Raw genomic sequence first — 17,686 nt, 5'->3', positions numbered from 1 at the left:
GCGGACAGGGATGCGGCAATTCCAGCGAAAGTGGGCACCGGTTTCGCGTCCGGAATTGCGGACAGGGATGCGGCAATTCCAGCGAAAGTGGGCACCGGTTTCGCGTCCGGAATTGCGGACAGGGATGCGGCAATTCCGGCTTGGAGCCTTTCAGGGAACGTCGCAGATGCCCCGGTCAGGGCTGAAGGTCGGCGATCTTCACTGCATGGTCGCGCAGGAAGCGCGTCGCCCCCTCTTCGTTGATCTCGCCGGCCGCGACTCCGAGAACGAAAGCGATCAGGTCGTGCTGACCGGCTTCGACGCTGTAACCGTTGAAGTACAGGAAAAGGTCGGCCGCCATATAGGCAGTGCGCTTGTTTCCGTCCACAAAAGGATGGTTTCTCGCGATACCGAACAGGTAGGCGGCAGCGAGAACGAAAAGATCATTCTCGCCATAGAAATGCTTCTGTTCCGCCCTGCCGAGAGCAGACTCCAGCATGCCTTCGTCTCGCAGGCCAGCGGCGCCACCATGCAGCCTTAGCTGTTCCGCATGGATGGCTTCGATAAATGGCCGATCATGGAATGCGATCACTTCGCCAACTCGCGAAGGGCGACCTCGTACTTCTTCATCCGCTCGCGGGCGATCTTCATCTTGCGCTCGAACTCCTCACGGTCGTCCTGCACCCGCTTGATACGAAGATCGTCGCCATCTTCCATGATCACGAGGTTATCGCCTGCTGCGAGGCCCCGCTTCTGGAGGATTTCCTTTGGAATGATGATTCCCTCGGAGTTTCCGATTTTTCTGATGATGACGTTCATGGCTCTGCCTCCGATGTTGCAACATGCATTATAACATCGGCATCCACCTGTTGCAACGCCTGTTGCAACAGGGCTCAGTCCTGAGCCATAAGGAGCGCGACGACTTCGCCGGCGGCTTCGGCGATCACCGTGCCCGGTCCGAAGATGGCGGCGGCACCCGCCTTGCGTACCGCCTCATGGTCCTGCGGCGGGATGACGCCGCCGGCCACGACAAGAATGTCGCCACGTCCGCGATCCTCCAGCGCCTTCTTCAGTTCCGGCACAAGGGTCAGGTGACCCGCCGCCAGCGAGGAGGCGCCGATCACGTGCACGTCATGCTCCACGGCCAGGTCTGCCACTTCCTCCGGCGTCTGGAACATGGCGCCGACAACGACATCGAAGCCGAGGTCGCCGAACGCCGTGGCGATCACCTTCTGGCCCCGGTCATGGCCGTCCTGGCCCATCTTGGCGACCAGGATGCGTGGCCGCTCGCCCTTTTTCTCCTCGAAGGCCTCGACCTGTTCGATGGCAGCTTCCACGCGCGGATCGTCGCCGGCGGCGCGCCGGTAGACACCTGCAATGGTCCGGATCTCCGCGACATGCCGTCCGAAGGCCTTTTCCAGTGCAAGGCTGATTTCGCCCACCGTGGCCTTGGCGCGCGCCGCGCGGATGGCGAACTCCAGCAGGTTGCCGTCGCCCGTCGCCGCATCGGTCAGCGCCGACAGGGCGGCTTCCACCGCCCCTACGTCGCGCGTGCCCTTCAGTTCCTGCAGCTTGGAAAGCTGGCGCGCGCGCACCTGTGCATTGTCGACCTTGAGCACATCGACGGCGCGATCTTCATGCGGCCGGAAGGCATTGACGCCGATCACCGGCTGCTGGCCCGTATCGATCCGCGCCTGAGTGCGCGCCGCGGCCTCCTCGATACGCATCTTGGGCACGCCCTTCTCGATGGCAGACGCCATGCCGCCAAGGTTTTCGACTTCCTCGATATGGCTCAGCGCGCGCACGGCCAGATCCTGCGTGAGGCGTTCGACGAAAGCCGAGCCGCCCCAGGGGTCGATCATCCGGGTCGTGCCGGATTCGTGCGCCAGGACGAGCTGCGTGTTGCGCGCGATCCGGGCCGAATGGTCGGTGGGCAAGGCCAGCGCCTCGTCGAAGGCGTTGGTGTGCAGCGATTGCGTATGTCCCTGCGTGGCCGCCATTGCCTCCACCATGGTGCGCATCACGTTGTTCCAGGGATCCTGGGCCGTCAGCGACCAGCCCGACGTCTGGCAATGGGTGCGCAGTGACAGCGACCGGTCGTCGCGCGGCGCGAATTCCTTCTGCATCAGCGTGGCCCAGATCAGGCGGGCGGCGCGCAGCTTTGCCACTTCCATGAAGAAGTTCATGCCGATGGCCCAGAAGAAGGAAAGCCGCGGCGCGAAGGCGTCGATGGAAAGCCCGGCAGCGACTCCCGCGCGGGCATATTCGATGCCGTCGGCGATCGTATAGGCCAGTTCCAGGTCCGCCGTCGCGCCGGCCTCCTGCATGTGGTAGCCGGAGATCGAGATGGAATTGAAGCGCGGCATGTGCGCCGAGGTGTAGGCGAAGATGTCGGAAATGATCCGCATCGAGGGCTTGGGCGGGTAGATGTAGGTGTTGCGGACCATGAACTCCTTGAGGATGTCGTTCTGGATGGTCCCTGACAGCCGTTCCTGGGGAACGCCTTGTTCCTCGGCCGCCACTACGTAGAGCGCCATGATCGGCAGCACGGCGCCATTCATCGTCATGGACACGCTCATCTCGTCCAGCGGGATGCCGTCGAAAAGCTGGCGCATGTCGAGAATGGAATCGATCGCCACCCCCGCCATGCCCACGTCGCCGGCCACGCGCGGATGGTCGGAATCGTAGCCGCGATGGGTGGCGAGGTCGAAGGCGACGGAAAGTCCCTTCTGACCGGCGGCGAGATTGCGCCGGTAGAAGGCGTTGCTCTCCTCGGCCGTGGAAAAACCGGCATATTGCCGGATGGTCCAGGGCCGCTGCACATACATGGTCGGGTAGGGGCCGCGAAGGAAAGGCGGCGCGCCGGGAACCGTCGTGTCGAAGGAAAGCCCCCGAAGGTCCTTTTCGCCATAGGCATGGCGCACGTCGATGCCTTCCGGCGTCGTCCAGGCATCCCCCTCGTCGACGGTGGCTGGAACGCTGCCCGGCCGTGTCCAGGCGGTCTTGGTGAAGTCGGGTATCATGACGCACCCCCGGCCATCTGCTCGATGCGCGTCACCTCCAGCCGTTCGCAGCGCACGGTTCCGTCGGTCGGCATGGGGCGGCGCTGCGCGTCCAGAACCTCCACCGGCCGGTCCTCGGCCGGCGGATAGAGCGTGGAACCGATCAGCACGCGCCGGCCTTCGCGATAGGCCTGTGCCCGCGCCTCGCCGGCAGCCTTCACGCGCGCCTGGAACCGTCCCTCCAGAAGGCTTTGCAGGATGCCGCCCTCAGCCTCGATGGCCTGGAACTCCGCCCATGCCTTCTCGCACAAACCGTCGGTCAGCGCTTCCACCGCGCCGGAACCCGATGCCGGATCGGCCACGAACCACAACCGGCTCTCCTCCGACAGGACAAGCTGGGTATTGCGGGCAAGCCGCCGCGCGAAGGCATCCGGAAGGCCGAGAGCCAGGCTGTGCGGCAGGACCGAGATCGTGTCGGCGCCGCCGGCCGCCGCCGCGAAACAGGCGATCGTGTTGCGCAGCAGGTTCGTTTCCGCATCGCGTCGTGTCAGCATCCGGAAGGATGTCTCGGCATGGACAGACGTGGCCGACGGCTCGATCCCGCAGACTTCCTGCAAACGCGTCCACAGGAGACGCAGCGCCCGGATCTTTGCCATGGTCATGAACTGGTCGGCATCGGCGGAAACGCAGAAGCCGATATGGGGCGCGGCATAGACAAGGGGCTGCCGGGCCTCCTCGAACATGCGCATGTGGCTGGCGGCCAGCGACAGCATGGCGGCCAGTTCCTGTGCCTCCGTCGCCCCGCCATTGTGATAGACCCGCCCGTCCGCCTCCAGCAGGACACCGGGAACCTGCATGGCGAAGAAATGGGCCAGCGATTGCGGCATGGACGCCCTGAGCGCCTCGATCGACATGCGCAGGCGCCCGGTGCCGGCAAAGACGGCGGCCGGATCGATGCCGAAGGACAGCGACAAGGAGGCCGGGTTGACGCGCCGCCGGGTCATCAGCGCGACCATCCAGTCCAGCGAGTTGCGGCTGGAGGGATGCACGTCGATGCGCAGATGCGTCCGGTCGAGCGGCGTGGCCTCCAGCACGGCGGCAAGCGAATCGGCCGATGCGGGCAGGCCGTAGCCGAATGCGTTCGGCGCACCCTCGAACACCAGCGCAAGGCCCGTGGCGCCGCCGTCCATGTCCGCCTCGATCTGGGCCTTCGCGCGGTCGATGTCGGGGTCGTCGACGCGTTGAACACGCGTCCATGGCCGCCCGCCGCCCGATCCGGCAATGAGGCGCGGCCCGGCGGCTTGAGACAGCGGTTCGATGCGGATGCCGTCATCGCTGTGCGACACGAGCGCGTCCTCGAAATCCGCGCCCTTGAGCGCCTTTGTGGCCAGCGCGCGCCAGTCGTCCAGCCCGAGCGCCTCGAATGTTGCTTTCCTGAGGACCGCCGCGTCCATTCCACCTCCGATCCGGCATGATGCGATACCGTGGCCAGACTTTATGGGTCCGCCCCACGGTGAGCAATGCCGCATTTGGCCAAGGCGATCATCCGGCGCGCGTGCGCGGCGCGTCTGCAACACTTCGCCGCCCGCAGCGGCGGCAGTCGGACACCGCGCCATTGTGGCAAGGCCAAGCCTTGGCTATATCCGGTTGCAAAGGGGCCCCAACGGAGAACAGGCATGACCGCGGCGGACAGGATTTTCATTGGCGCGAGCCGGACACCGGACGACGCGTACCAGCGGCCGGAAGAACTGCTGCTCAAATATGCCAACCGCCATGGCCTGATCACCGGCGCGACCGGCACCGGCAAGACGGTGACCTTGCAGATCCTGGCCGAAGCGTTTTCCAATGCGGGCGTCCCTGTCTTCGCCGCCGACATCAAGGGCGACCTGTCGGGCATCGCCGCGATCGGCGAGCCGAAGGACTTTCTGGCCAAGCGGGCCGAGGCGATCCGTCTCGACGATTACGCCTTCCAGGAATTTCCGGTCATCTTCTGGGACCTTTTCGGCGAGCAGGGACACCCGATCCGCGCCACGGTCTCGGAGATGGGGCCGCTGCTGCTGTCACGCCTTATGGACCTCTCGGAAGCGCAGGAGGGCGTGCTCAACATTGCGTTCCAGATCGCCGACGAACAGGGCCTGCTGCTGCTCGACATGAAGGACCTGCAGGCGCTGCTTCTCCACGTCGCCGACAACGCCGACGCGATTTCCAAGCGCTACGGCAATGTCCACAAGACATCGGTCGGCGCCATCCAGCGCTCGCTCCTGGTCCTGGAACGCCAGGGCGGCAACCACTTCTTCGGCGAGCCGGCATTGCGCATCGCCGATATCATGCGCACCACGCCGGATGGCCGCGGCGCCGTCAATGTGCTGGCGGCCGACAAATTGATGATGAACCCGCGCCTCTACGGCACGTTCCTGCTCTGGCTCCTGTCGGAACTCTTCGAGGAACTGCCGGAGGTGGGCGACCCGGACAAGCCGCGCCTGGTCTTCTTCTTCGACGAGGCCCACATCCTGTTCGACGAGGCGCCGAAGATCCTGCTGGAACGCATCGAACAGGTCGTTCGCCTGATCCGCTCCAAGGGCGTCGGCGTCTATTTCGTCACGCAGAACCCGCTCGATGTGCCCGATACGGTGCTGGCCCAGCTTGGCAACCGCATCCAGCACGCCCTGCGCGCCTATACGCCCCGCGAACAGAAGGCTGTGAAGACAGCCGCCGACACCTTCCGGCCCAACCCGGATTTCGACACCTACGAGCAGATCACGAAACTCGGCGTCGGCGAGGCCCTTGTCTCCACGCTGGAAGCCAAGGGCGTGCCATCGGTCGTCCAGCGCACGCTCATCCGCCCGCCTTCCTCGCGCCTCGGCCCGATCACCGAGCCTGAACGCCGCAAGGTCATGGCGCTGAGCCCTGTCGCGGGCCAGTATGATGAGACGGTGGACCGCGAATCCGCCTACGAGACGCTGGAGAAGCGCGCCAGGCAGGCCGCGCTGGAGGAAGAGGAAGCGCGCCGGCGGGAGGCAGAGGAAAAAAGCCGCGAGGCCGAATTGCGCGAGCGCGAACGCGGTGAGCGCGAATCCTCCGGCGGCTGGACCATTCCCGGCTGGGGAACGGATGACGACGACGATGACGACGACCGCCGCAAGACGCGCCGTTCCTCGTCGCGGCGGCGCACCTCCAACCGCCAGAGCGTCACCGAAACCGCGCTCAAGTCCGTGGTCCGCTCTGTCGGCTCATCGCTGGGCCGCGCCCTGGTGCGTGGCATCCTGGGCAGCCTGCGGCGGTGATGCCGCCGCGCCGCAACCCGTGAAAAAGCCGGCCACGCGGGCCGGCTGTTTCGCGCTCTCGTCTTGGCGGCGAGGTCAGGCCACCGGCCCGGACAGGTTTCCCGTCACCACGACCGGCGTCTGTTCGGGCACACGGTTGTGCAGGTCGATGATGTCCTGGTTCATCAGCCGCACACAGCCCGAAGAGACATTCTTGCCGATCGACCACCATTCCGGCGAGCCGTGCAGGCGGTAGAGCGTGTCCTTGCCGTCCTCGTAGATATAGAGGGCGCGCGCGCCCAGCGGGTTCATCGGCCCTCCCTCCATGCCGCCCAGCCAGACATCGTTTTCGCGGTCATAGGTGGTGCGGTACTTTTCCAGTTCCGGCTCGCGCTCGATCATTTCTTCCGGCGGATGCCATTTCGGCCAGACCGCCTTGCGCTCGATATAGCCACGACCGGTCCATTCGAAACCTTCGCGTCCCAGGCCCACGCCATAGCGCATCGCCTGGCCGTCGGCCTGGGTGAAGTAGACGAAGTGGTTGTTCGTGTCGACGACCAGCGTCCCGGCCGGTTCGCCGGTGATGTTGGGGACAAGCTGGCGGTGATACTTGCGCGGCACCTTCTGCCACGGCACGCCGGGCACCTTGAAGCCGTTGTCGACGACCGGTGCATACATGAGAGCCGGATCGGCAAGTCCGAGAACCGGCCCGGGCGGTGGCGGCGGGGCCACGGGTTCCACGGCCCTGGCCGACTTGCGTGTGCTCGAACATCCGGCAAGCGCCGTCGCCGCAAGGGCGCCGGCTCCGGTGAGGATTTGCCGCCGCGAAAAGGTGGCGTGGATTCGGTTCATGGGGGGCATGGTCTCCGCTTTGATTCCGTCCTTGAACGCCGCTCATGGGGCGGCGGTTCCGGTCCGGGCATCCATGCCCAGTCGATTCGGGCCATAATGTGGACACCGGAACCGCCGGTTGACGGCCTTGTCCCCTGCCTAGCAGGGACGCGCCGCTTCCGGTAGTCACATCGCCGTGACAAGACCGTCGAGCGACGGCAGGATCAGGCGCGCCGGCATGTCAGCATATTCGTCGGGCTGCCCTGTCCGGTTGATCCACACGGTGTGGAAGCCGAAATGCGCCGCCCCGGCGATGTCCCAGCGGTTGGAAGACTGGAAGGAAACCGAGTCCGGATAGAGCTTCCAATTGGCCGTGATGAGATCGTAGACCTCGGGCCTTGTCTTGAACGTGCGCAGCGGGTCCACGGAAAACACGTCGTCTAGAATGAGGTCGAGGCCCGACGACCGGACCGCGGCGTCCAGCATGGCCGGCGAGCCGTTGGACAGGATGGCGAGGCGCGCGCCCCGGTCCTTCAGCGCCTTCAGCACGCCGGGAACCTCCGGGTAGCAATCGAGCTTCCAATAGGCGTCGAGCAGGTTCTGGCGCAGTCCGGGATCGACGCTCGGCACCTTGCGGAAGGCGAAATCGAGCGCCTCTTCCGTCAATTGCCAGAAGTCCCTGTAAGTGCCGGTCATCGCACGGATCCAGGAATATTCGAGCTGCTTGGCACGCCAGATTTCCGACAGGGCCTGTCCGTCCGGTCCGGCTTCGCCGGCATGCCGGCGCACGGCCGCATGAACGTCGAACAGCGTGCCATAGGCGTCGAAGACAAAGGCTTTGCGCGACATGGGTCCCTCCAGTGCCGCGACTATCCGGCGCACCGGCGGCGAACGTCAAGGGGAATGGGTGGAAACGGGACCGTTTCCCGCAACCGGAGGATTGACGCACCATGCGTTTGGGCTTTCGATGGCGCCGGTTCGAACAAGCAGCAAAAAAGGACGGGCATTCATCATGGCAGTCGATACAACCGCGCAATCCACCACATGGACCTGGGTCGACGGGGAATGGCACGAGGGCAATCCGCCGCTGATCGGCCCGCGCACGCATGCCATGTGGCTTGGCTCCACCGTGTTCGACGGCGCGCGCTGGTTCGATGGCGTGGCGCCCGATCTCGACCTGCACTGCCAGCGCGTCAACCGCTCGGCCGAAGCGCTTCTGATGAAGCCGACCATGAGCGCCGACGAGATCGAGGCGCTGACCTGGGAGGGGATCAAGCGCTTTGACGGCAAGACCGCCATCTATGTCAAGCCGATGTACTGGGCGGAGCATGGCGGCTACATGGGCGTGCCCGCCGATCCGGACTCGACCCGCTTCGCGCTGTGCCTGTTCGAGACGCCGATGATCGCGCCGGCCGGCTTCTCCGTCACCGTGTCGCCGTTCCGCCGGCCCACCGTCGAGTGCATGCCGACCAATGCCAAGGCAGGCTGCCTCTATCCCAACAATGCCCGTGCGGTGCTGGAGGCGAGGAATCGCGGCTTCGACAATTGTCTCGTGCGCGACATGCTGGGCAATGTCGCCGAGACCGGCACGTCGAACATTTTCATGGTCCGCGACGGCGAGGTCTTCACCCCTGCGCCCAACGGCACCTTCCTTTCAGGCATCACCCGTGCCCGCACCATCGCGCTGCTGCGCGAAAAGGGCATGACGGTGACGGAGAAGGCGCTGACCGTCGAGGACTTCATGGGTGCCGACGAGATCTTCTCGACAGGCAACCATTCCAAGGTCGTGCCCGTCATCCGCATCGAGGACCGCGAACTCCAGGCCGGACCGGTCGCCCGCACCGCGCGCGATCTCTACTGGGAATGGGCGCACGCCTGATCCCGGTCGCCCGCGGATTTGCAAGCGGCGGTTTTTTCTGGAAATAAAGCAGACGGTTTCTTGCCGCCAGCCGTTGACACCTTATGTCTGTCGGCAGACGCAATCCAACATTGCCAGAGGAGATGAAGATGGCTTTCGAACTTCCCGACCTGCCGTATGACTACGAGGCCCTTGCGCCCTACATGTCGCGGGAGACGCTGGAATACCATCACGACAAGCACCACAAGGCCTATGTCGACAACGGCAACAAGCTGGCCGAGGAAGCCGGCATGGCCGGCCTGTCGCTGGAGGATGTCGTCCGCCAGAGCCACGGCAAGATTCCGGGTCTCTTCAACAATGCCGCCCAGCACTACAACCACGTCCATTTCTGGAAGTGGATGAAGAAGGACGGCGGCGGCAAGGCTCTGCCCGGCGCCCTTCAGAAGGCTGTCGATTCCGATCTGGGCGGTTATGACAAGTTCCGCACCGACTTCATCAATGCCGGCGTCACCCAGTTCGGCTCGGGCTGGGCCTGGGTCGCGGTCAAGGACGGCAAGCTGGAGATCATGAAGACGCCGAACGGCGAGAACCCGCTCGTCCATGGCGCATCGCCGATCCTCGGCGTCGACGTGTGGGAGCATTCCTACTACATCGACTATCGAAATGCCCGCCCGAAATATCTCGAAGCCTTCGTGGACAGCCTGATCAACTGGGATTACGTGCTGGAAATGTACGAGAAGGCCTCGGCCTGATCCTGCATCCCCATCCAGGACCCCGGCGGTGTTCCCGCCGGGGTTTTTTCTTGCATGTCGCCGTTCGGTGAACGCAGCGTTCCATCATCTCGTACAGCCGCTCACGCAAGCGTGATCCCGCGCGCGTCACGAATCCATAAGATGGCGGGTGACCGCGGCCGAACGCCCCGGCAGGTTGAACCCAATGGAGGACTGCACCGATGAAGAAGATCGCCCTGGCCCTTTCCGCAATTGTCCTGTCGGCCGCTGCCGCGACAGCCGCTGACGACCCGATCGCCGTCCGCAAGGCACTCATGCAGGCAACCGGCGCCTCGGCCGGCACCGCGGGTGCCATGATGAAGGGCGAACTGGACTACAATCCCGCCGTCGCAAAGGCCTCCATCGCCACCATGGCCGCTGTTGCCAAGGCTTATGGCGACTATTTCCCCGAAGGCTCCGACATGGGTGCCGACACCACCGCTGCCCCGAAGATCTGGGAAGATGCGGCCGGTTTCCAGGAAGCCCTCGCCAAGTTCCAGGCCGACACTTCGGCCGCCATGCAGGCCTCCGGAAAGGACGGCCCGGCCGATCTCGATGCCTTCAAGGCGGCAATGGGTCCGGTTCTGGCCAATTGCAAGTCCTGCCATGAGGGCTTCCGCGTCAAGAAGTGACGCCAGGCAGGGGTGATTGATCCATGACGCGCAAGCTCGTCCTTCTGGTGGCGCTTCTGGCCCTGTCGGGCGGGCTTGTCTTCTGGGTCGTCACGATGCCGCGCACGCTCTCGGCCAACGCGGTCGCGGCATTGCCGCAAGGCAACCCCCAGGCCGGTGAAACGGTCTTCAACGCGGCCGGCTGCGCCTCCTGTCATGCCCGCGCGGACGCGAAGGGCGAGGCGAAGCGGGAACTGGCCGGCGGGCAGCGATTCGCCACCGGCTTCGGAACCTTCGTCGCGCCGAACATCTCGCCCGATCCGCAGGCCGGGATCGGCGGCTGGACGCCGGAACAGTTCGCCAATGCCGTGATGCGCGGCGTCTCGCCCGATGGTGCCCACTTCTATCCGGCCTTTCCCTACACCTCCTACGCCCGCATGGCGCCCGCCGACGTGGCGGATCTCTTCGCCTACATGCAGACATTGCCGCCCGTCGCCGACAGGGCACCGGCAAACGAGGTGTCCTTCCCCTTCAGCATCCGCCGGACGCTCGGTGTATGGAAGTGGCTCTTCATGCACGACGCGCCTGTCGTGACCCTGCCCGCCGGTGCGGACGACCAGCTTCGCCGCGGGCAATATCTCGTCGAGGGACCGGGCCATTGCGGCGAATGCCATACCCCGCGCAATGCACTCGGAGGACTCGACTACAGCCGCTGGCTGAAGGGCGGCCCGGCCGCCGAAGGGGAGGGAAAGGTGCCTGACATTTCACCCTCCGGCATCGGCTCATGGTCCGCGAAGGACATCGCCTATTATCTGGAAAGCGGCTTCACGCCGGATTTCGACAGCGTCGGCGGGACCATGGTGGCTGTTCAGGAAAACATGGCCAAACTGCCCGCCTCGGACCGCGAGGCCATCGCCGCCTATCTGAAGGCACTTCCGGATTCGGGAAGCTGAGAGACGTTCAGGCCGGCAGAAGCGCGCTGACGCCCGCCGCGACCGCGATATAGCGCGCGGACTTTGCAAGGCTGACGATGGCAAGGAAGCGCCAGAAGGGTTCGCGCATCGCGCCGGCGACGAGCGTCAGCGGGTCGCCGACGACCGGAACCCAGGACGCCAGCAGCGACCAGTAGCCATAGCGGCCATACCAGGCCTGTGCCCGCTCCAGCCTTGACGGCGCGCCGCCCGCCGGTTGCACCTGTGCAAGACGTCCGGCCTGCCGGCCCAGCCACCAGTTGACGCAGGATCCGAGAACGTTGCCCGCCGAGGCGACGGCCACGACGGTGAGCACGGGAACCAAGCCCGCCGCGAGAAGGGCGGCAAGCACCCCTTCCGAGGTGCCAGGCAGCAGCGTGGCCGAGGTGAAGGCGGAGATGAACATGCCGGCCAGGCCCGCTTCCCCGGCCAGCATGGGGTCAGTCATCCGCCTTGCCCGTCACCTTCAGGGCGAAGGCATAGGTATAGGCGATCTCCTCCAGCCGCGAGAACCGCCCCGAGGCGCCTGCATGGCCGGCATCCATGTTGATGCGGAACAGCACGGGATTGCCCGAGATGGAAAATTCGCGCAACTTCGCCACCCATTTCGCCGGCTCCCAGTAGGTCACGCGCGGATCGGTCAGGCCGGCAACCGCAAGGACCGGCGGATAGGGCAGGGCGGCGACATTGTCATAGGGGCTGTAGGCGGCAATCGTCGCGTAATCGGCCGGCGAGGTGATCGGATTGCCCCACTCCGGCCATTCCGGCGGGGTCAGCGGCAGCGTGTCGTCCAGCATCGTGTTGAGAACGTCCACGAAGGGAACTTCTGCCACGATGGCGCCGAAATCGGCCGGCGCCATGTTGGCCACCGCGCCCATCAGCATTCCGCCCGCCGAACCGCCCTGCGCCACGATCCGGTCATGCGCGGTGAAGCCCTCGGCCACCAGGTGGCGTGCCGCGGCGATGAAGTCGGTGAAGGTATTGGTCTTCTTCTCCCGCTTGCCCTCCTCGTACCAGTGATAGCCCTTGTCCTTGCCGCCCCGGATATGGGCAATGGCATAGACGAAGCCGCGATCAACCAGGCTCAGGCAATTGGTGTTGAAGGAGGCGGGAATGGTGATGCCATAGGAGCCGTAGCCGTAGAGAAGGCAGGGCGCGGTTCCGTCGAGCGCCGTGTCCTTGCGGTAGAGCAGCGAGACCGGCACGCTTTCGCCGTCCGGCGCGGGCGCATGGATCCGCCGCGTCACATAGGCGTCGGCATCATGGCCCGAAGGAACCTCCTGGGTTTTCAGGAGCACGCGCTCGCGCGTCGCCATGTCGTAGTCGAACACCTGCGACGGTGTGGTCATCGAGGAATAGGTGAAGCGGATGACATCCGTGTCGTATTCCAGCGAGCCGATCAGTCCCAGCGAATAGGCTTCCTCGTCGAAGGCGATGGCGTGTTCGGCCCCGCTGGCGCGCTCGCGGATGACGATGCGCGGCAGGCCGTCCTTGCGTTCCAGCCGCACGAGATGGCGAGCAAAGCCCATGATGGAGAGGATCAGCCGGCCCGGCTCATGCGGCACCAGTTCGACCCAGTTTTCCGGAACCGGATTGTCCGCCGGTGCCGTCATGATCTTGAAATCCTTGGCGCCGTCCGCATTGGTCAGGATGAAGAAGATGTCGCCGCCTTCCTCCAGGTCGTATTGCAGGCCGGCCTTGCGGGTGGCCACCAGCCTCGGCTCGAAGGACGAGCCGTCGGCCGGCAGGATGCGGTATTCCGAGGTCTCGTGGTCATGGATCGAGATCAGGATATGGCGGTTGTCGCGGGTGCCGCCGCAACCCATGAAGAAGCCCGGATCCGTCTCCTCGTAGACCAGCCTGTCCTCTTTGGCGTCGGTGCCGATACGGTGGTAAAGCAGCTTCGAGGGGCGATGGCTTTCATCCAGGTGCGAATAGAAAAAGCCGGCGGACCGTGAATCCCACGTGCCGCTGCCGCCGGTGTCCTCGACCCGGTCGGGCAGGTCCTCGCCGGTCGCCAGATCGCGCACCGTCAGCGTGTAGAATTCCGAGCCCTTGTCGTCGTGGCCCCACAGAAGCCGGGCATGGTCGGGCGAGTGATCGGCGCTGGCAAGCCGGAAATAGGCCTTGTCCTCGGCTTCCCGGTCGCCGTCGAGCAGCAGCTGTTGTTCGCCGCCCTCGCGCGGGGTGCGGAAGAAGCGCGGCTGCTCGCCGCCGGTCACGAAGGACGAACCATAGGCGAAAGGACCGTCCTTCATGGGCACGGACGAATCGTCTTCCTTGATGCGGCCCTTCATTTCGGCAAACAGCTTCTCCCGCAGCGACTGCGTGTCCGCCATCCAGGCCGTCTGGTAGGCGTTTTCCGCTTCCAGGTGGGCGCGGATTTCCGCATCCAGCCTGGACGGATCCTTGAACATCTCCTGCCAGTTCGCCGCCCGCATCCAGGCGTAGTCATCACTGCGTTCGATGCCGTGGCGGGTATCGCAAGACGGGTGTTTCGGCGCGTGCGGGGCGGTGAGATCGGAAAGGTTTCGAACTTTGGTCATGAGGTCCTGGCTGCGTGGCTGATCGGTCGGCGAAGCCCGGCTGTGCTTCCGGCCCGACGCATAGCGGCATCCGGCCGGGAAGGAAACACCGGCGGTCTCGAACATGGTGCGGCCTGTCGGCTTGCACAAGCACCGGGCAAGCAAGGCGTGAAAGCATGGTGGCGGGCGCAAGGGGCCTTGATTGCGCCGGTCGGCTCCGGCAGGGTTTGCTCCCGACCCCGCCGGAGCCCCTTCCATGTCCAGGATCACCTTTTACACGAACCCCATGAGCCGCGGCCAGATCGCCCGCTGGGCGCTGCACGAGGCCGGCGCTGCCTATGACGAGATCGTGCTCGATTACGGCTCCGACATGAAGTCCATCGAATACCTGGCGGTCAACCCGATGGGCAAGGTGCCGGCCATCGTTCATGAGGGGCATGCGGTCACGGAAGCCGCTGCCATCTGCCTCTATCTGGCCGATGCCTTCCCCGAGGCAGGCTTGCTCCCGCATGGCCAGGCCGAAAAGGCCGATTACCTGCGCTGGACCTTCTTCGCCGCCGGTCCGGTCGAGCAGGCGGTTGTCAACAGGTCGATGGGCTGGACGGCCGGTGACGACCTCAAACTGCAGGGGCGGCTCGGTTATGGTTCCTATGAACGCACCATGGGCGTTCTTTCGGCCCTGTTCGAAACCCGCGACCATGTCTGCGGTGACCGGTTTACCGCTGCCGACATCTATGTCGGGTCTCAGGTCGACTGGGGCTTGCAGTTCGGCACGATCCCCGAAACGCCCGCCCTGCGCGACTATGCCGCGCGCCTGCGCGATAGGCCTGCCTACAGGGAGGCCAGGGCCGTGGACGCCGCCCACATCGCGCGGATGCAGGGCGGCTGAGGCTGGCGTTGAGGGGTCAATCCCCGTCGGGTTCGAAATCGAGCGCCACGCCATTCATGCAGTAGCGCAGGCCGGTCGGCGCGGGCCCGTCGTTGAAGACGTGGCCAAGATGCCCGCCGCAATCGGCGCAGCGCACCTCGGTGCGGCGCATGAACCAGGAGCGGTCCTCGTGCTCGCTGACCGCGTCGTCTCCCGCCGGTGCATAGAAACTCGGCCAGCCTGTGCCCGATTCGAACTTCGTCTCCGAGCGGAACAGCGGTTTTCCGCACCCGGCACAGTGGAACATTCCCGGCCGTTTTTCCCTGTTGAGCGGTGACGTTCCCGCACGTTCGGTGCCGTGTTCCCGCAAGACGTGATACTGTTCCGGCGTCAAAGTCTCGCGCCATTCCGCTTCGCTTTTGTCGATCTTCGTCTTTTCCACGCCGTTGATCCTCTTTTTCCAGATTGTCCGGTTCTTCGGCAAATATAGGACTGCCCGCCGGCTTATCATCCCGGCGGCAGGTCATTTTACGCTGAATAAGCGGCACGGAAACGGTTTTGCCGGACCGGCCGCACTTGCCGCGCGGAAAACAATTCCATAATTGAAGGGGAGCGGGCGCGCCGGGGGGCGGGCCAGAACGAAAAGAAACCGGATCAGGACATGGCGTCGGCCCAGTCTCTCACCTTTCTTGTGCTTCTGTTGCCCTTCCTTGCGGCCGTGGTCGCACCGTTGCTGACGCAAAGACTGAAGCACAACGCGGCCTGGCTCCTGGCGCTTGTGCCACTGTTCAACCTGGTGCATTTCGCAGGCTTTTTGCCGGATGTCGCGGCGGGTAGCGCCGTCACCGGCGGCTATGCCTGGGTGCCGGACTTCAACGTGAATTTCTCCTGGTATCTCGACGGACTGTCGCTGACCTTCGCGCTGCTGGTCACCGGTATCGGCGCGCTGATCGTTCTCTATGCCGGGGGATACCTGAAAGGCCATGAGGACCAGGGGCGGTTCTTCTCCTTCATCCTGATGTTCATGGGAGCGATGCAGGGCCTTGTCGTCGCCGACAACTTCCTGACACTCTTCGTCTTCTGGGAACTGACCTCGATCACCTCCTTCCTGCTGATCGGTTTCGACCATTCCCGCGAGGCATCGCGCCGCGCCGCCATCCAGGCGCTGGTCGTCACCGGCCTAGGCGGCCTGTCGCTGCTCGCCGGCCTCCTGGTCATCTGGAACATCACCGGCGTCTCGGAACTGTCGCTGCTTCTGGCGACCGGCGACACGCTGCGCGAAAGCCCGTTCTACCTGGCCGCCTTCCTGCTGATCCTGGGCGGCGCCTTCACCAAGTCGGCCCAGTTCCCGCTGCACTTCTGGTTGCCCAACGCCATGGAGGCGCCCACGCCGGTCTCCGCCTACCTGCATTCCGCGACCATGGTGAAGGCCGGCGTCTACCTCCTGATGCGGCTCAATCCGGTCATGGGCGAGACCGCGCTGTGGGAAACGGTTCTGCCGGTTTTCGGCGGTGCGACGCTGCTCGTCGGCACGCTTCTGGCCGTGCGCCAGACAGACCTGAAGCTGATGCTGGCCTATACCACGGTCGCATCGCTGGGCCTTCTCGTCATGCTGACCGGCTTCGGCAGCGAACAGGCCATTGCCGGCGCGGTGCTCTACCTGATCGCCCATTCCATGTTCAAGGGCGGCCTGTTCATGGTGGCCGGTCTCGTCGACCACGAGTCCGGGACCCGCGACATCACCCGCCTCGGCGGCCTGCGCAAGGCCATGCCGGTCACCTTCGCCGCCGCGCTGCTCGCAGCCCTCTCCATGGGCGGCCTGCCACCCTTCTTCGGCTTCCTCGCCAAGGAGGAAATGTATTACGCGCTCGCCAAGGGCGATCCGTGGAGCCTTGCCGTGCTCGCGACAGCCGTTGCGGGCAATGCGCTGATGTTCGTCATCGGCTTTGCCGTGGCGCTCAAGCCGTTCCTCGGCGAACCGGTGGAAACGCCGAAACATGCCCATGAGGGGCCGGTCCTGCTTTGGCTCGGACCGCTGGTCCTGGGCGTTCTCGGCCTCGGTGCGGCGCTGTTTTCCGGTGTCAGCCACCACGCATTCTCCACGCCGATGGCAAGCGCCGTCGCCGGCGTGGCGGTGCCTGTCGAAATCACCGTCGTTCCCCATGCCGGCGCGGCGCTCTACCTGTCGCTGGCCACCGTTGCGCTCGGCATCGTCCTCTATCTCGGGCTGGACCGGTTGCGCGCTGGCATGGCCGGTCTGCTTGAGGCCATCGGCTGGGGACCGGACCAGGGCTTCGACCAGGTCATGCGCGGCCTCGTGCGGTTGTCCGTCGGCCTGACGCGCGTCATCCACAACGGGCGCATGGAAGTCTACATGACGGTGACCTTCGCCGGCATCGCGCTGGCGCTGCTCCTGCCCATGTGGCTTTTCGCCGAGGGGCCTGCCATGCCGGCCTTCCCCGAAATGCCCTTCTATGAATGGACGATCCTGATCATCGCTGTCATCGGCATCGGCGCCGTCATAAGCGCCAAGAACCGCCTGACCGCCATCGTCTCGCTCGGCATCCAGGGTTTTGCCGTCGCTGTCATCTTCATGCTGCTGGGCGCCCCCGACCTGTCCTTCACGCAGTTCATGGTGGAAACGCTTTCGGTCGTCATTCTCGCCCTCGTCATGACCCGGCTGCGGCTGTCGCCGGCCGATCATCGCCCGACCGGCGAGAAACTGGTGGACATGGCGATTGCCGGTGCCGCGGGCGCCGGTCTCGGCCTGGCGCTGCTGAAGATCACGCAGATCCCGTTCAACACGGAACTGACGGACTTCTTCAACACCTATGCGCGCGCCATTGCCCACGGCCGCAACATCGTCAACGTGATCATCGTGGATTTCCGCGGTCTGGACACGCTGGGCGAGATCGCCGTCGTCATGATCACCGGGCTTGCCATCCTGGCCTTGATCCGCATCCGCAAGCCGCGCCGCGCCGTGGTTGCAGGAACGGGCGAGGGCTAGG

General features: G+C 65.0%; 16 protein-coding genes. 7 read left to right on the top strand and 9 right to left on the bottom strand.

Annotation, left to right across the window (positions count from 1 at the left end; genetic code table 11):
• Positions 1-175: 175 nt before the first annotated feature.
• The 4 genes from ACLB6G_RS07815 to ACLB6G_RS07800 form a co-directional block, all read right to left on the bottom strand.
• Positions 176-571: a type II toxin-antitoxin system death-on-curing family toxin gene (locus ACLB6G_RS07815; RefSeq protein WP_410355584.1), complete on the bottom strand. Its 396-nt coding sequence runs from the start codon at positions 569-571 to the stop codon at positions 176-178.
• Positions 568-798: an AbrB/MazE/SpoVT family DNA-binding domain-containing protein gene (locus tag ACLB6G_RS07810; protein WP_410355583.1), complete on the bottom strand. Its 231-nt coding sequence runs from the start codon at positions 796-798 to the stop codon at positions 568-570. Before ACLB6G_RS07810 ends, ACLB6G_RS07815 begins: the two co-directional genes overlap by 4 nt.
• Positions 799-872: 74 nt before the next feature.
• The gene (scpA, locus tag ACLB6G_RS07805) at positions 873-3,002 is read right to left on the bottom strand and encodes a methylmalonyl-CoA mutase (protein ID WP_410355582.1); all 2,130 of its coding nucleotides are present in this window, start codon (positions 3,000-3,002) and stop codon (positions 873-875) included.
• Positions 2,999-4,435 (bottom strand): methylmalonyl-CoA mutase family protein, encoded by a 1,437-nt coding sequence (locus ACLB6G_RS07800; RefSeq protein ID WP_410355581.1) that lies wholly within the window; start codon positions 4,433-4,435, stop codon positions 2,999-3,001. The genes scpA and ACLB6G_RS07800 overlap by 4 nt, the downstream gene beginning before the upstream one ends.
• Before the next feature lie 222 nt (positions 4,436-4,657).
• Here ACLB6G_RS07800 and ACLB6G_RS07795 point away from each other — a divergent pair, with 222 nt between their 5' ends.
• Positions 4,658-6,265 carry a helicase HerA-like C-terminal domain-containing protein gene (locus ACLB6G_RS07795; protein WP_410355580.1) on the top strand — a complete coding sequence of 536 codons (1,608 nt, stop codon included), beginning with the start codon at positions 4,658-4,660 and terminating at the stop codon, positions 6,263-6,265.
• Between the two features lie 75 nt (positions 6,266-6,340).
• On the opposite strand, the gene ACLB6G_RS07790 is transcribed toward ACLB6G_RS07795, so the two are convergent.
• Together ACLB6G_RS07790 and ACLB6G_RS07785 are read right to left on the bottom strand one after the other, a co-directional pair.
• Positions 6,341-7,096: a L,D-transpeptidase gene (locus ACLB6G_RS07790; RefSeq protein ID WP_410355579.1), complete on the bottom strand. Its 756-nt coding sequence runs from the start codon at positions 7,094-7,096 to the stop codon at positions 6,341-6,343.
• 165 nt (positions 7,097-7,261) lie between these two features.
• Complete coding sequence (locus ACLB6G_RS07785; protein ID WP_410355578.1) at positions 7,262-7,924, bottom strand: haloacid dehalogenase type II; 663 nt, start codon at positions 7,922-7,924, stop codon at positions 7,262-7,264.
• Between the two features lie 163 nt (positions 7,925-8,087).
• On the opposite strand from ACLB6G_RS07785, the gene ACLB6G_RS07780 reads away from it, so the two are divergent.
• The 4 genes from ACLB6G_RS07780 to ACLB6G_RS07765 all read left to right on the top strand — a co-directional run bounded on the left by ACLB6G_RS07780 (position 8,088) and on the right by ACLB6G_RS07765 (position 11,267).
• Complete coding sequence (locus tag ACLB6G_RS07780; protein WP_410355577.1) at positions 8,088-8,954, top strand: branched-chain amino acid aminotransferase; 867 nt, start codon at positions 8,088-8,090, stop codon at positions 8,952-8,954.
• A gap of 128 nt (positions 8,955-9,082) precedes the next feature.
• Positions 9,083-9,685 carry a superoxide dismutase gene (locus ACLB6G_RS07775; protein ID WP_410355576.1) on the top strand — a complete coding sequence of 201 codons (603 nt, stop codon included), beginning with the start codon at positions 9,083-9,085 and terminating at the stop codon, positions 9,683-9,685.
• Between the two features lie 200 nt (positions 9,686-9,885).
• Positions 9,886-10,335 (top strand): c-type cytochrome, encoded by a 450-nt coding sequence (locus tag ACLB6G_RS07770; protein WP_410355575.1) that lies wholly within the window; start codon positions 9,886-9,888, stop codon positions 10,333-10,335.
• Between the two features lie 23 nt (positions 10,336-10,358).
• A complete protein-coding gene (locus ACLB6G_RS07765; RefSeq protein WP_410355574.1) occupies positions 10,359-11,267 on the top strand; it encodes a cytochrome c in 909 nt (302 codons plus the stop codon).
• A gap of 7 nt (positions 11,268-11,274) precedes the next feature.
• On the opposite strand, the gene ACLB6G_RS07760 is transcribed toward ACLB6G_RS07765, so the two are convergent.
• Together ACLB6G_RS07760 and ACLB6G_RS07755 are read right to left on the bottom strand one after the other, a co-directional pair.
• On the bottom strand, positions 11,275-11,733 hold the full coding sequence (locus ACLB6G_RS07760; RefSeq protein WP_410355573.1) for a YqaA family protein: 459 nt from the start codon (positions 11,731-11,733) through the stop codon (positions 11,275-11,277).
• Entirely contained in the window at positions 11,726-13,831 is a 2,106-nt protein-coding gene (locus tag ACLB6G_RS07755) for a S9 family peptidase (protein ID WP_410355572.1), read from the bottom strand. The genes ACLB6G_RS07760 and ACLB6G_RS07755 overlap by 8 nt, the downstream gene beginning before the upstream one ends.
• Positions 13,832-14,066: 235 nt before the next feature.
• Here ACLB6G_RS07755 and ACLB6G_RS07750 point away from each other — a divergent pair, with 235 nt between their 5' ends.
• Positions 14,067-14,699 carry a glutathione S-transferase family protein gene (locus ACLB6G_RS07750; protein WP_410355571.1) on the top strand — a complete coding sequence of 211 codons (633 nt, stop codon included), beginning with the start codon at positions 14,067-14,069 and terminating at the stop codon, positions 14,697-14,699.
• Positions 14,700-14,715: 16 nt separating this feature from the next.
• Here ACLB6G_RS07750 and msrB read toward each other — a convergent pair whose 3' ends face one another.
• Positions 14,716-15,129 (bottom strand): peptide-methionine (R)-S-oxide reductase MsrB, encoded by a 414-nt coding sequence (gene msrB / locus ACLB6G_RS07745; protein WP_410355907.1) that lies wholly within the window; start codon positions 15,127-15,129, stop codon positions 14,716-14,718.
• A gap of 210 nt (positions 15,130-15,339) precedes the next feature.
• Here msrB and ACLB6G_RS07740 point away from each other — a divergent pair, with 210 nt between their 5' ends.
• A complete protein-coding gene (locus ACLB6G_RS07740; protein ID WP_410355570.1) occupies positions 15,340-17,685 on the top strand; it encodes a putative monovalent cation/H+ antiporter subunit A in 2,346 nt (781 codons plus the stop codon).
• Position 17,686: the final 1 nt, after the last annotated feature.

The sequence above is a fragment of the Zhengella sedimenti genome, assembly GCF_046506625.1.
GTDB classification, from domain to species: Bacteria; Pseudomonadota; Alphaproteobacteria; order Rhizobiales; family Rhizobiaceae; genus Zhengella; species Zhengella sedimenti.
The sequence above is the reverse complement of the archived record's forward strand: the minus strand, read 5'-3'. Positions and strand labels throughout refer to the sequence as shown.